Annotated in this window: 13 protein-coding genes; 10 read left to right on the top strand and 3 right to left on the bottom strand. The window is 60.9% G+C overall.

Features of this window, described 5'->3' with window-relative positions; all coding sequences use genetic code 11:
* Window positions 1-2: 2 nt before the first annotated feature.
* The 10 genes from atpB to glmS all read left to right on the top strand — a co-directional run bounded on the left by atpB (window position 3) and on the right by glmS (window position 9955).
* Window positions 3-812 (top strand): F0F1 ATP synthase subunit A, encoded by an 810-nt coding sequence (atpB, locus tag NH8B_RS18415; RefSeq protein ID WP_014088599.1) that lies wholly within the window; start codon window positions 3-5, stop codon window positions 810-812.
* A gap of 58 nt (window positions 813-870) precedes the next feature.
* Complete coding sequence (gene atpE, locus NH8B_RS18410) at window positions 871-1158, top strand: F0F1 ATP synthase subunit C (RefSeq protein WP_008952158.1); 288 nt, start codon at window positions 871-873, stop codon at window positions 1156-1158.
* Window positions 1159-1208: 50 nt separating this feature from the next.
* Entirely contained in the window at window positions 1209-1679 is a 471-nt protein-coding gene (locus NH8B_RS18405; protein WP_014088598.1) for a F0F1 ATP synthase subunit B, read from the top strand.
* A gap of 7 nt (window positions 1680-1686) precedes the next feature.
* Window positions 1687-2223 carry a F0F1 ATP synthase subunit delta gene (locus NH8B_RS18400; protein WP_014088597.1) on the top strand — a complete coding sequence of 179 codons (537 nt, stop codon included), beginning with the start codon at window positions 1687-1689 and terminating at the stop codon, window positions 2221-2223.
* 8 nt (window positions 2224-2231) lie between these two features.
* Window positions 2232-3776, top strand: coding sequence for a F0F1 ATP synthase subunit alpha (atpA, locus tag NH8B_RS18395; protein WP_014088596.1), 1545 nt, complete (start codon window positions 2232-2234; stop codon window positions 3774-3776).
* A 41-nt stretch (window positions 3777-3817) separates the two neighbouring features.
* Window positions 3818-4684: a F0F1 ATP synthase subunit gamma gene (atpG, locus tag NH8B_RS18390; protein WP_014088595.1), complete on the top strand. Its 867-nt coding sequence runs from the start codon at window positions 3818-3820 to the stop codon at window positions 4682-4684.
* 43 nt (window positions 4685-4727) lie between these two features.
* Window positions 4728-6122 carry a F0F1 ATP synthase subunit beta gene (atpD, locus tag NH8B_RS18385; RefSeq protein ID WP_014088594.1) on the top strand — a complete coding sequence of 465 codons (1395 nt, stop codon included), beginning with the start codon at window positions 4728-4730 and terminating at the stop codon, window positions 6120-6122.
* A 15-nt stretch (window positions 6123-6137) separates the two neighbouring features.
* Window positions 6138-6560 carry a F0F1 ATP synthase subunit epsilon gene (locus tag NH8B_RS18380; RefSeq protein ID WP_008952164.1) on the top strand — a complete coding sequence of 141 codons (423 nt, stop codon included), beginning with the start codon at window positions 6138-6140 and terminating at the stop codon, window positions 6558-6560.
* An 84-nt stretch (window positions 6561-6644) separates the two neighbouring features.
* Window positions 6645-8018, top strand: coding sequence for a bifunctional UDP-N-acetylglucosamine diphosphorylase/glucosamine-1-phosphate N-acetyltransferase GlmU (gene glmU, locus NH8B_RS18375; protein ID WP_014088593.1), 1374 nt, complete (start codon window positions 6645-6647; stop codon window positions 8016-8018).
* Window positions 8019-8125: 107 nt separating this feature from the next.
* Window positions 8126-9955: a glutamine--fructose-6-phosphate transaminase (isomerizing) gene (glmS, locus tag NH8B_RS18370; RefSeq protein WP_014088592.1), complete on the top strand. Its 1830-nt coding sequence runs from the start codon at window positions 8126-8128 to the stop codon at window positions 9953-9955.
* A gap of 1266 nt (window positions 9956-11221) precedes the next feature.
* Here the strand turns inward: glmS and NH8B_RS18360 are convergent.
* The 3 genes from NH8B_RS18360 to NH8B_RS18350 form a co-directional block, all read right to left on the bottom strand.
* Window positions 11222-11860 (bottom strand): FMN-binding negative transcriptional regulator, encoded by a 639-nt coding sequence (locus NH8B_RS18360; protein ID WP_014088591.1) that lies wholly within the window; start codon window positions 11858-11860, stop codon window positions 11222-11224.
* A gap of 88 nt (window positions 11861-11948) precedes the next feature.
* Complete coding sequence (locus NH8B_RS18355; RefSeq protein WP_014088590.1) at window positions 11949-12569, bottom strand: LysE family translocator; 621 nt, start codon at window positions 12567-12569, stop codon at window positions 11949-11951.
* A 19-nt stretch (window positions 12570-12588) separates the two neighbouring features.
* Window positions 12589-13284, bottom strand: a complete 696-nt coding sequence (locus NH8B_RS18350; protein WP_014088589.1) for a B3/B4 domain-containing protein — start codon at window positions 13282-13284, stop codon at window positions 12589-12591.
* Window positions 13285-13314 lie beyond the last annotated feature (30 nt).

Raw genomic sequence — 13314 nt, 5'->3', positions numbered from 1 at the left:
CAATGGCAAGCAACGCAACAGAGTACATCAAGCACCACCTGACGTTCTGGAACTCGTCGCACGAAGGCGGCTTCTGGAGCATTCACGTTGATACCTTCTCCATCTCGCTGCTGCTCGGCTTCGTCTTCCTCGGCGTATTCGCCTCGGTGGCCCGCAACGCCAAGCTGGAGAATCCGGGCCGTCTGCAGTTGTTCGTCGAAGCGCTGATCGAGATGGTCGATACCCAGGTCAAGGAAATCTTCCATGGCAAGAGCAAAGTGGTGGCGCCGCTCGCGCTGACCATCTTCTGCTGGGTGTTCCTGATGAACGCCATGGACATGCTGCCGGTCGACCTGCTGCCGTGGATCGCCGCCAACATCGGCGCTGCCCTGGGTCACGATCCGCATCACGTCTTCCTGCGCGTGGTGCCGTCCGCCGACGTCAACGCCACGTTTGCCATGTCGCTGTCAGTGGTGCTCTACATCATCGGCTTCTCGATCAAGGCCAAGGGCCTGGGCGGCTGGGGCAAGGAACTGCTGACCGCACCGTTCCACGCACACAACCCGGTATTGGCGCTGGTGCTGGCGCCGATCAACTTCGCCTTCCAGATGGTCGAACTGGCCGCCAAGCCGATTTCGCTCTCTCTGCGTCTGTTCGGCAACATGTACGCCGGCGAACTGATCTTCATCCTGATCGCGCTGCTGCCGTGGGGCGCCCAGTGGCTGCTCGGCGCACCGTGGGCCATCTTCCACATCCTGGTGATCACGCTGCAGGCCTTCGTATTCATGATGCTGACCACGGTGTACCTGAGCCTGGCGGTCGAAGCCCACTAAACGTTTTTTCAAACCCTTTTACCAACCATCCTTGTAATACCTTTTAGGAGATATATAAATGGAAGCTCTCGTTTCTCAGATCCAGTCGATGACCGTTCTGGCTGCTGCCCTGATCATTGGCTTCGGCGCTATCGGCACTGCTCTGGGCTTCGCCATCCTCGGCGGTAAGTTCCTGGAGTCCTCCGCTCGCCAGCCGGAAATGATCCCGGTTCTGCAAACCAAGCTGTTCATCATCGCTGGTCTGCTGGATGCGATCTCCATGATCGGTGTGGGTGTTGCCATGCTGTACACCTTCAACAACCCGTTCCTGGCCGCTGCTGTTGCTGCCCTGAAAGCTGGCGCTTAATTCTTAAGCGTAAACGGTTGTTGTAGTCACCACACTGGAGGAAAACAAGCGTGGAATTCAACGCGACACTACTGGGCCAGGCGATCACCTTCGCCATCCTGGTATGGTTCACCATGAAGTTTGTTTGGCCTCCGCTGACCAACATGATGGAAGAGCGTGCCAAGCGTATCGCTGATGGCTTGGCCGCGGCAGAGCGTGGCAAACAGGATCTGGAAGCAGCTGAAAAGCGTGCCGGCGACGAGCTGCGCAAAGCCAAGCAGCAAGCGACCGAAATCGTGATGGCCGCTGAAAAGCGTGCCTCCCAGATCGTGGAAGAGGCGAAAGAAACGGCCCGCACCGAGGGTGCCCGTCTGGTCGCCGATGCCAAGTCCGATATCGATCAGGAAGTGCTGCGTGCCAAGGAGACCTTGCGCGAGCATGTGGCCTCGCTGGCCGTAGCCGGTGCGGAGAAGATCCTGCGCCATGAGATCGACAAGGCCAAGCACGCTGAACTGCTTGCCTCCATCAAAGCGGAGTTTTAATTAACTCATGGCAGAACTCATTACCGTAGCAAGGCCCTACGCCCAAGCGGTATACAGCCTTGCCACCGAGCAGCAGCGACTGGATGCCTGGTCCGAGGCGCTCGGTTGGCTGGCTGCCATGGTGAGCAACCCGGACGTAGCCCAGGTGGTTACCAATCCGAAACATACCGCACAAGAGGTTGAGGCGCTGATGCTGGGCGTACTCGGTGAGCGCGCCAGCGAAGACGTCAAACGCTTCGTCGGCACGCTGGTCGAGAACCATCGCCTGACGTTGCTGCCGTTCATCGCCGACCAGTTCGAGCTGCTCAAGGCCGAGGCTGAAGGTGCCATCGACGCGACTGTCGAAAGCGCTTTCCCTCTCACCGACGAGCAAACGGCCGAACTCACCAGCATGCTTTCCAAGAAATACGGCAAGTCCGTACGTCTTGACGTGCATGTGGCCCCCGAGCTGCTTGGCGGGGTGCGGGTGCTGATCGGCGACGACGTCATTGACGCGTCCGTGCGCGGCAAACTGCACACCATGGCAGCAAGCCTCAAGAATTAGGAGAGATCATGCAGTTGAACCCCTCTGAGATCAGCGATCTGATCAAAGCCAAGATCCAGAACCTGGCCGAAGGCTCCGAGACCCGTACCAAAGGTACCGTGATCTCCGTGACCGACGGCATTGTTCGCGTCCATGGCCTGGCAGACGTGATGCAGGGCGAAATGCTCGAATTCCCGGGCAACACCTTTGGCCTCGCCATGAACCTGGAGCGTGACTCCGTGGGCGCCGTTATTCTCGGCGAATACGAGCACATCTCCGAGGGCAACGAAGTCAAGTGTACCGGCCGCATCCTGGAAGTCCCGGTAGGTCCGGAACTGGTAGGTCGCGTGGTGAACGCGCTGGGTCAGCCGATCGACGGCAAGGGCCCGCTGAACGCCAAGCTGTCCTCCCCGATCGAAAAGATCGCCCCGGGCGTGATCGCCCGTAAATCGGTCGACCAGCCGATGCAGACCGGCCTGAAGTCGATCGACTCCATGGTTCCGGTCGGCCGCGGTCAGCGTGAGCTGATCATTGGCGACCGCCAGACCGGCAAGACCGCCGTGGCACTGGACGCGATCGTCAACCAGAAGGGCACCGGCGTCATTTGTATCTACGTCGCCGTCGGCCAGAAGGCTTCATCGATCGCCAACGTGGTGCGCAAGCTGGAAGAGCACGGCGCCATGGGTCACACCATCGTGGTGGCCGCTGCCGCTTCCGAAGCCGCCGCGCTGCAGTTCATCGCGCCGTACTCCGGCTGCACCATGGGCGAATACTTCCGCGACATCGGCGAAGACGCGCTGATCGTATACGACGACCTGTCCAAGCAGGCCGTTGCCTACCGTCAGATCTCGCTGCTGCTGCGCCGTCCGCCGGGCCGCGAAGCCTACCCGGGCGACGTGTTCTACCTCCACTCCCGTCTGCTGGAACGCGCTTCGCGTATCAACGAAGACGAAGTAGAGAAGCTGACCAAGGGTGCCGTGAAGGGCAAGACCGGTTCGCTGACCGCTCTGCCGATCATCGAAACCCAGGCCGGTGACGTGTCCGCCTTCGTTCCGACCAACGTGATCTCGATCACCGACGGTCAGATCTTCCTGGAAACCGATCTGTTCAACGCGGGTATTCGTCCGGCCATCAACGCCGGTATCTCGGTATCGCGCGTCGGTGGTGCGGCTCAAACCAAGGTGATCAAGAAGCTCGGCGGCGGTATCCGTCTGGCGCTGGCCCAGTACCGCGAACTGGCTGCGTTCTCGCAGTTTGCTTCCGACCTGGACGAAGCCACCCGCAAGCAGCTGCAGCATGGTGAGATCGTTACCGAACTGATGAAACAGAAGCAGTTCTCCACCCTGTCGACCGCCGAAATGGCGCTGACGCTGTGGGCGGTGAACAAGGGTTACTACGAAGACGTACCGGTCAAGAAGGCGCTGGCATTCGAAGCCGCGTTCCTGGCCTACGTCCGTGCTAACCACGCCGACGTTCTGAAGGCGACCGACGCCTCCGGTAACCTGTCTGACGACCACGAGAAGGTACTGGCCAAGGCGATCGAATCGTTCAAGGCTGGCTACAGCTTCAACTGAGCCTTTCGGCCAACGTTGTAGTCAACTGAAAGGTTCAGGAAATGGCAGTCGGAAAAGAGATTCTCACCAAGATCCGAAGCGTGCAGAACACGCAGAAGATCACCCGCGCGATGCAAATGGTGGCAACCTCCAAGATGCGCAAAACGCAAGAGCGTATGCGCGCTGCCCGTCCTTACGCCGAGAAGGTGCGTACCGTCATGGCGCACCTCGCTCAGGCTAATGCGGATCTTGAGCATCCACTGCTTGCCCGTCGCGACGTCATCCAGCGTGCCGGCATCATTGTCGTCACCTCGGACAAGGGCTTGTGTGGTGGTTTGAACGCCAACATCCTCAAGCGCTTCTTCTCCAAGGTGAAAGAACTGCAAGATGCCGACGTCAAGGTCGACGTGTGCTGCCTCGGTCAGAAAGGTCTTTCTGCCGCCCAGCGCACCCGCCTGAACGTGACGGCGAGCGCGGTCCATCTGGGCGATGTGCCCAAGATGGACAAACTGATTGGCCCGCTTACAGTGATGTTGAAGCAGTACGCCGATGGCGAACTGGACGCGGTCTACATCGTGTATTCCCGTTTCATCAATACGATGAAGCAGGAGCCGGCCCTGGAACAGCTGCTTCCGCTGTCCCCGGACAACATGGTGGTCGAGCACACGCACTCGTGGGATTACCTCTACGAGCCGAATGCGCTCGACGTCATGGAGTTCCTGGTCAAGCGTTACATCGAATCGGTGGTGTACCAGTCGGTAGCCGAAAACATGGCTTCCGAACAGGCTGCCCGTATGGTGGCGATGAAGTCCGCCACCGACAACGCGGGTAACGCCATCAAGCAGCTGCGACTCGTGTACAACAAGTCGCGCCAGGCAGCGATTACCAAGGAACTGTCCGAAATCGTGTCCGGTGCCGCAGCGGTGTAAGCCGGTAACAGACTGTAAAAGTTTATTGAGTTAGGAACCGATAATGAGCCAAGGCAAAATCGTACAAATCATTGGCCCGGTACTCGACGTGGAGTTTCCGCGCGATGCCATGCCAAGGGTTTATGATGCCCTGAAGCTGGTCGACACCGATCTGACGCTCGAAGTCCAGCAGCAGCTGGGCGACGGCGTGGTGCGCACCATTGCAATGGGTAGCTCGGACGGCCTGAAGCGTGGCATGGCAGTAGTCAACACCGGCGCAGCAATCTCCGTGCCGGTAGGTGCCGCTACCCTGGGTCGCATCATGGACGTGCTGGGCAACCCGGTGGACGAAGCAGGCCCGGTCGCCACCGACGCCCGTCGCGCCATCCACCAGCCGGCCCCGAAGTTCGACGAACTGTCGAGCGCCACCGAGCTGCTGGAAACCGGCATCAAGGTGATCGACCTGCTGTGCCCGTTCGCCAAGGGCGGTAAAGTGGGTCTGTTCGGCGGTGCCGGTGTGGGCAAGACCGTGAACATGATGGAGCTCATCAACAACATCGCCAAGGCGCACTCGGGCTTGTCCGTGTTCGCCGGCGTGGGTGAGCGCACTCGTGAAGGTAACGACTTCTACCACGAAATGAAGGACTCCAACGTCCTCGACAAAGTGGCGATGGTCTACGGCCAGATGAACGAGCCGCCGGGCAACCGTCTGCGCGTGGCGCTGACCGGTCTGAGCATGGCCGAGCATTTCCGTGACGAGAAGGACGAAAACGGCAAGGGCCGTGACGTGTTGTTCTTCGTGGACAACATCTACCGTTACACCCTGGCCGGTACCGAAGTGTCCGCCCTGCTGGGTCGTATGCCGTCCGCGGTGGGTTACCAGCCGACGCTGGCCGAGGAAATGGGCCGTCTGCAGGAACGTATTACCTCGACCAAGGAAGGTTCGATTACTTCCATCCAGGCCGTTTACGTCCCTGCCGATGACTTGACCGACCCGTCCCCGGCCACCACCTTCGCCCACCTGGATGCGACCGTGGTACTGTCGCGTGACATCGCTTCGCTGGGTATCTACCCGGCGGTGGATCCGCTCGACTCCACTTCCCGCCAGCTGGATCCGCTGGTGGTGGGTGACGAGCACTACTCTGTGGCGCGTGGTGTACAGACCACCCTGCAGAAGTACAAGGAACTGCGCGACATCATCGCGATTCTGGGTATGGATGAACTGTCCGAAGAGGACAAGCTGGTTGTGGCGCGTGCTCGTAAGATCCAGCGCTTCCTCTCCCAGCCGTTCCACGTGGCCGAAGTATTTACCGGTTCGCCGGGCAAGTACGTGTCGCTGCGTGACACCATCAAGGGCTTCAAGGCCATTCTCAGCGGTGAGTACGACCACCTGCCGGAACAAGCGTTCTACATGGTTGGCTCCATCGACGAAGCTGCTGAGAAAGCCAAGTCCCTGTAACCAAGGAGAGGGCTCATGGCCAAGATGCATGTGGAAGTGGTCAGCACCGAACAGCTCATCTACTCGGGTGAGGCAGAATTCCTCGTGGCTCCGGCCCAGGAAGGCGAGATCGGTGTGTATCCGCGACACGTGCCGCTGCTGACCCGTATCAAGCCCGGCGTACTGCGTCTGACAGTGCCGGGCTCCAAGGACGAGGTACTGGTGGCGGTGTCGGGCGGCATGATGGAAGTGCAACCGACCCACATCACTGTTCTGGCCGATACGGCGATTCGCGGTGAGGATATCGACGAGGCTCGTGCCAACGAGGCCAAGCGTGCCGCCGAGGAAACGTTGAAGAAGTCGGTCGACGACCTCGACACGGCAAAAGCCCACGCCGCGCTGGCGGTGGCGATTGCCGAGCTGAAGGCGCTCGACTATCTCAGAAAGCGTGTCCACTAAAAGCACGCGAGCAAATCGTGTATAGTGCAAGGCTGCCACATCTGTGGCAGCCTTTTTTCATTGTTTAACGCATAGTCAACGCTCATGGCCCGACTCAGTATCGTCATTCTCGCTGCCGGCAAAGGCAAGCGCATGTACTCCTCCCTGCCCAAGGTGCTGCATCCGATCGGGGGCGAACCGATGCTGGCGCGGGTGATCCGCACCGCCCGCTCACTCGACCCGGAAACGCTGGTGGTGGTGTACGGCCACGGTGGCGACAAGGTACGGGCGGTGATTGGCGAAACGGCGGTGAGCTGGGCCGAGCAAGCCGAGCAGTTAGGTACCGGGCACGCGCTGAAGATGGCCTTGCCGGCCTTGCCGGCCTTGCCGGCCGACGGCAAGACACTGGTACTGTACGGCGATGTTCCGTTGATTACCCAGTCGACGCTGCTGGATCTGGTGGCGGCCGCCGGTGACGAGGTTGCCCTGCTGACCGATGTTCTCGACAACCCTTCCGGCTACGGCCGCATCGTGCGCGATAATGATGGCAGCATCCGCGCCATCGTCGAAGACAAGGACTGTGCGCCCGAGCAGCAGGCCATCCGCGAGGTCAACACCGGCATGCTGGTGCTGCCGAATGCCCGCCTGGCCGGCTGGCTCAGCGCGTTGTCCAACGGCAACGCTCAGGGCGAATACTACCTGACCGACGTGATCGAACTGGCCGTGCGTGACGGTGTGCGCGTGCATGGTGTGAAAGTGCCGGCGTCGTGGCAGGCCGCCGGCGTCAACAACAAGGTGCAGCTGGCCGAACTGGAACGCATCCTGCAGCAGAACCAGGCGCGTGCCCTGCTGGAAGCCGGCGTCACGCTGGCCGACCCGGCGCGCATCGACATCCGCGGTGTGCTCCGCCACGGCCAGGACGTCAGCATCGACGTCGGCTGCGTGTTCGAGGGTGAGGTCGAACTGGGCGAGGGCGTCTCGATCGGCGCCCACTGCGTGCTGAAGAACGCCAAGGTGGCGGCCGGCAGCAAGATCGCGCCGTTCTCGCACCTGGAAGACGCGGTGGTCGGCGCTGGCTGCAAGATCGGTCCCTACGCTCGACTGCGTCCGGGGGCGGAACTCGCCGAGCAGGTGCACATCGGCAATTTTGTCGAGGTGAAGAAGAGCCGCATCGGCGTCGGTTCCAAGGTCAATCATCTGACCTACATCGGTGACGCCGAGATCGGCAGCGGCAGCAACATCGGTGCCGGCACCGTTACCTGCAACTACGACGGCGTCAACAAATTCAAGACCGTGATCGGCGACAACGCCTTCATCGGCTCCGGCACCATGCTGGTAGCGCCGGTGACGGTGGAGGACGGCGCCACCATCGGCGCCGGTTCGGTGATCAGCAAGACCGCGCCGGCGGAGGCGCTGACCGTGGCGCGGGCGCGTCAGACCACGGTCGCCGGCTGGCAGCGTCCGCTGAAGAAGGGCTGAGGCACGGTACCGTGCAGCCCGGGTAGTGAAAACATCGCGATAACTGTAACCTTCGGCCGGGAATGGCCGGAGGAGGCTTGGGGTGCGACCCCGCAAGGAAGACTGATATGTGTGGCATTGTCGGCGCGATTGCAGCGCGTAATGTGGTTCCGATTCTGGTCGAAGGCCTGAAGCGCCTCGAATACCGTGGTTACGACTCGGCCGGGGTGGCCGTGCTGGCGGGGAACGAGATCCGCCGCGTGCGCCGTGTCGGCCGCGTCGCCGAAATGGAAAGCGCGACCCTGGCCGAAGGCCTCGATGGCCAGCTCGGCATTGGTCATACCCGCTGGGCGACGCACGGCGGCGTGACCGAACCCAATGCTCACCCGCATATTTCGCACGGCCAGATCGCCGTGGTCCACAACGGCATCATCGAAAACCACGAGACGCAGCGCGAACGGCTGAAGGGGCTGGGTTACCGCTTCGAATCGCAGACCGACACCGAGGTCATCGCCCACCTGGTGCATCACTATTACCAGGCTTCGGCCAACCTGTTCGAGGCGGTGCGCAGTACCGTGCGCGAACTGACCGGTGCCTACGCCATCGGCGTGATCGCGCTGGACCGTCCGGACGAGCTGATCTGCGCGCGCATGGGCTGTCCGCTGCTGGTCGGCCTGGGCGACGGCGAGAACTTCATCGCCTCCGACGTCTCGGCGATCCTGTCCGCCACGCGCCGCGTGATTTTCCTGGAAGAGGGCGATCTGGGCTATATCACCCGTGACGGCGTCAAGCTGATCGACAAGGACGACCAGCCGGTGGAGCGCGCCGTGCACGTCTCCGACGTCTCGCTGGCCTCGCTCGAACTGGGCCCGTACAGCCACTTCATGCAGAAGGAAATCCACGAGCAGCCCAAGGCCTTGTCGGACACCATCGAAGCGGTACTCGACGCCGGCTTTACCGCGGCGTTGTTCGGCCCCAACGCCGCCGCGCTGCTGCCGACGCTGGAAGGCGTCAAGATTCTTGCCTGCGGAACCAGCTATTACGCTGGCCTGACCGCCAAATACTGGATCGAGAGCATCGCCGGCGTACCGTGCGATGTCGAGATCGCCAGCGAATACCGCTACCGCGACGCTTGGGCGAACCCCAAGCACTTGGTCGTCACCATCTCGCAGTCGGGCGAAACGCTCGATACCATGGAGGCGCTGAAGTACGCCAAGTCGCTCGGTCACACTGCCGCGCTGTCGATTTGCAACGTGCGTGAATCGGCCATCCCGCGCGCCTCCGAACTGGTGTTCTACACCCGCGCCGGCGCCGAGATCGGCGTCGCCTCAACCAAGGCCTTCACCACCCAACTGGTCGCCCTGTTCGCGCTGGCGGTGACGCTGGGCAAGGTGCGCGGCCGCGTCAGCGACGAGCAGCAGGCACAATACCTGGACGAGTTGCGCCACTTGCCGGGCAGCGTGCAGCACGCCCTCAACCTCGAGCCGCAGATCAAGACCTGGGCCGACAAGTTCGCCGCCAAGAACGACGCGCTGTTCCTCGGCCGCGGCCTGCACTACCCGATCGCCCTGGAAGGCGCGCTCAAGCTCAAGGAAATTTCCTATATCCACGCTGAAGCTTACCCGGCGGGCGAGCTCAAGCACGGTCCGCTGGCGCTGGTCGACAGCAACATGCCGGTGGTGGTGATTGCGCCCAACGACAGCCTGCTGGAAAAGGTGAAGTCCAACATGCAGGAAGTGCGCGCACGCGGCGGCGAACTGTTCGTGTTCGCCGACCTCGACAGCCACTTCAGCGAGTCGGAGGGCGTACACGTGATCCGCACCCCGCGTCACGTCGGCGTGCTGAGCCCGGTGGTGCACGCCATCCCCGTGCAGCTGCTGGCCTACCACGCCGCGCTGGCGCGCGGTACCGACGTCGACAAGCCACGCAATCTAGCCAAATCCGTAACCGTTGAATGACATTGGCATATTTGATTTGACTAGTGTTTACAGACAATAAACTTCTCGCCTAAGCAATAAAGATGTATCTCAGGCAATAAAGATGTAACAAAAGCCCGGCAAGTGTGCTTGCCGGGCTTTTGTTGTTTGGTGTCTCAGAAAAATTTGAGAGGCCAGACAGATTCTTCGAGCAGCCAAAGGATAAGCGTACATCATCGCAAATATGACAATGACGTGGCATTGTCAAGCCACATTCTATGTGTACATCCCTGAATGAATCAGAAACCTTTCCTGCAGTGGCCTAGAGGCCCTTCCTGCTGTTAGCCAATATGTCGCGAATTCTGTTCTGTTGTTTATTCATGGACAGAGGGAGCCGTTGTTGGATGCCAGTATGGCTCGACTTCTCCGAAGGTACTTTGGCCTTTTCCCTATCAAAGCTGATATCCGTCATGACAAAGTTCTACACTCCACTGCGTATCTTGTCTTGGCTAAGCAAGATCCGATAGAGATCAATTGGGCAATGCTTGATCTCGCGGCAGCCATATGTCGGCCAAGGATGCCGAGGTGTAGCGAATGCCCACTAAGGAGAGCATGCTGCTTCTACAGGAACCCAGACTCGGGCGAAGGTCCTGTGGTGCAAGACGAACTGTATGTGCCATGCAAGGGTTGACCGGCGGGTTCGAGTCCGCTTTGGAGTCAAAGATACAACTTTATTGTTGGCATAATTGGATGTGATAGGGTTTGATGATTCTTCCTTGGAACAACTTTATTTTAATAAAAAGCTAGTGGTGTCTTTGTGAAACAATGAGTTGTATTCTTTTTGTGATCTAACTTTATTGTCCGTGAACAACTAGAGCAAATAAAGTCTGTCGGATCCGAATAAAGTTCGTCGGAATCTGAACAAGGAGAAGGGGCCATTGGCCCCTTTTCCTTTTCAGGTTACCTGCACCTGCATCGTACGGCTACGAGTGGTGAGTACCGAATGATTCAGTGCCGGTTTGACCAGGCTCAGATGAAATAGTCATCTTCAAGCAGCAAGTCCTCGAAGAACGCACCGTATGGTTCCGAGGGATGGCGAATATGAATCTCCAGCACCCACAGCAGCCGTGACGGACTGAAATCCACCTCCGCCAGTGCCCCCTCATAGACCGAAGCATGCGGAAAATCGGCAATGCGGTGGCCCGAAAGGTCCAGATTCAGTTTCCAGCCCCGTTGTTCGACCTGCTGACAGGCAAAATTATAGAACTCCTTGCCGGTTGCGCCTTGCTCGATCCAGCATCGGCGATGCTAACCCCCGTTTCCGGCCATGGCGGCGAGCATCGCGTCTCCCAGGTCATGGTTTCCACATTCTTTTAGTGCATGGGCGGCCCCCAGGATGTCGCGCGCTTCTTCATCTTGGCCAAGCTTGCTCTTGCCAACGAGGCGGGTGATGTCAATCTGCAGCCCGATGATCCGTTGCAGCAAGGAATCGATGTAGTCCCTGGGCGCGTCGGTCATCTTCCATGGGGTGGATTGCGACGCTTCATGCCTGCGGGTCAGCCGGGCGACCACGCCGCGCACGTACTTCTCGTCATCGTGGAAATGGATTCGTCCATAGGCGTGGACGACGATGTAGTTCCAGGTCGGCACCTGCCGGTGCGACTCGTGTTTGGTTGGATACCAGTTTGGCGAGATATACGCTTCGCCGGCCCGAAACACCACCAGCACTTCGGCGCCGTTTGCGACGTCCTGCCAGAGCGGGTTGGCCCGAGCGATATGGGCTTTGAGTACGCCCAGCTCGCCTTCCTTCGCCGCCAGTTCAAACGGGATATGGTTGGCATCCAGTCCGTTCTTGCCATGCGTGATCAGGGCGCCGAACGGGTGCTGCGCGATGCATTGGTGCAGGGCGTCAGTGCGGGACTCGTTGAAATGAGCGGGCAGGTACATGTATCGATTCCATGGCGGGCTGAGCGAGCGGGCGCACTGCCGGACTCGCGCCGCCCTGTATTCGATAGGGTGAGAAGGACGACGTGGGCTAACCGTTCCGGTTCGCTACGGCGACCAGAACGCCGAGCGTCAGCATGGTGGCGCCGGACAGGCGGGACAGCAGCCGCGCCTTGGCGGCCTTGGCCGTGCCGGAGGCGAGAATGAGGCTGGCGGCAGCAACGGCGATCAGGTCCACCAGGCTGTTGAGCAGCACGCAGAGGGTCCCGTACAGGATGAACTGAGGGGCCAGCGGCTGCCGGGCGGAGACGAACTGCGGAATGAAGGCCAGGAAGAACAGGGCGGTCTTCACGTTGAACACTTCGACGATGATGCCGTCCCGCAACGCCTTGCCCGCTCCGGCCCGCTGCACGAGCGGAGCTTCCGGGCTTGCTGCTCGGGAGGCCAGCAGGCGGATGCCGAGATACATCAGATAAGCCGCCCCAAGGTATTTCACCACCGCGTAGGCCCATGCCGACTGGGCGATCAGCAAGGACAAGCCCAGCGCGCCCGCGAGGACATGCACCATGCCGCCGACGGCGGTGCCCAGCGAAGAAGCGATGCCTTCGGCCCGGCCGCCGGCCGCAGTGCGGGCGACGACATAGGCGATGCCGGGCCCCGGCGTGATGGCGAGCAGGGTGGCGGCGAGCAGGAGGGTGAGGGATGGCAGCATGGTCGGCTTCCTGTGTCGGTTAGCGGGGCTCGACGCCGATCAGCGTCGATTCGATGGCGGCGCCGGGCATCATGAGTTGCAGCCCCTGGGCCAAGCGATCGCCCGCCTCGTACAGCGCGTCCAGCGGCATCGCCGGCAAGCTCTCCAGAATGAACCACATCTGTTTTGCTTCCGCGCTCAGCCGGGTTCTGACGCCCTGGCGCCAGTTCCAGCGCCGGCATGTCACCCCGACGTCGTCACGCCACACGACTTCCCCGGCCTCGGGGGATTCATGGGCCGGCGCGCCGTCTTTCAGGGTGTCGAAGCGTTCCGTGCCATCCGCGATGACCAACCGGGGGACGCCGACGTAGGAGGCGAAGTTTTCGCCACCGACCGGGACGGCGTAGTCGATGCTGATGGCGTTGTACAGGTCGACCACCGGGTCGATGCTCGGCAGGCTGCCGTCGCGCAGCACCCGCTTGCACAAGGCTTCGGCCGAACACGGGGTGCGCTGCGGCTTGGCGCCGAACTGCCGGAACACCTCGGCCCAGGCCGATAGATGTGCCTCGGCCCAGGCGGGTCTGGTGGCGGCCAGCGACCGGCAGGCACGGCTCAGGGCCTCGGCCGCCAGCTCAGGATTGACGATGGGAGCCGCTTCGACGCTGATGCTGAGGGCGCGGAACCCGGGGGCCAGGTTGGCGATGGCGGGATCGATTGACGGCGTGACGGGGAACATCGGAGAATCCTTTAATGACCGATTTATTTC

Source organism: Pseudogulbenkiania sp. NH8B (assembly GCF_000283535.1).
Lineage (GTDB): Bacteria > Pseudomonadota > Gammaproteobacteria > Burkholderiales > Chromobacteriaceae > Pseudogulbenkiania > Pseudogulbenkiania ferrooxidans.
Note: the sequence above shows the minus strand (reverse complement) of the source record. Positions and strands in the feature narration are given on the sequence as shown.

What these genes read in the sequence shown, in the direction of transcription:
- atpB (WP_014088599.1), top strand. Translation starts at nt 3, where the DNA reads ATGGCAAGCAACGCAACAGAGTACATCAAGCACCACCTGACGTTCTGG.
- atpE (WP_008952158.1), top strand. Translation starts at nt 871, where the DNA reads ATGGAAGCTCTCGTTTCTCAGATCCAGTCGATGACCGTTCTGGCTGCT.
- NH8B_RS18400 (WP_014088597.1), top strand. Translation starts at nt 1,687, where the DNA reads ATGGCAGAACTCATTACCGTAGCAAGGCCCTACGCCCAAGCGGTATAC.
- atpA (WP_014088596.1), top strand. Translation starts at nt 2,232, where the DNA reads ATGCAGTTGAACCCCTCTGAGATCAGCGATCTGATCAAAGCCAAGATC.
- atpG (WP_014088595.1), top strand. Translation starts at nt 3,818, where the DNA reads ATGGCAGTCGGAAAAGAGATTCTCACCAAGATCCGAAGCGTGCAGAAC.
- atpD (WP_014088594.1), top strand. Translation starts at nt 4,728, where the DNA reads ATGAGCCAAGGCAAAATCGTACAAATCATTGGCCCGGTACTCGACGTG.
- NH8B_RS18380 (WP_008952164.1), top strand. Translation starts at nt 6,138, where the DNA reads ATGGCCAAGATGCATGTGGAAGTGGTCAGCACCGAACAGCTCATCTAC.
- glmU (WP_014088593.1), top strand. Translation starts at nt 6,645, where the DNA reads ATGGCCCGACTCAGTATCGTCATTCTCGCTGCCGGCAAAGGCAAGCGC.
- glmS (WP_014088592.1), top strand. Translation starts at nt 8,126, where the DNA reads ATGTGTGGCATTGTCGGCGCGATTGCAGCGCGTAATGTGGTTCCGATT.
- NH8B_RS18360 (WP_014088591.1), bottom strand. Translation starts at nt 11,860, where the DNA reads ATGTACCTGCCCGCTCATTTCAACGAGTCCCGCACTGACGCCCTGCAC.
- NH8B_RS18355 (WP_014088590.1), bottom strand. Translation starts at nt 12,569, where the DNA reads ATGCTGCCATCCCTCACCCTCCTGCTCGCCGCCACCCTGCTCGCCATC.
- NH8B_RS18350 (WP_014088589.1), bottom strand. Translation starts at nt 13,284, where the DNA reads ATGTTCCCCGTCACGCCGTCAATCGATCCCGCCATCGCCAACCTGGCC.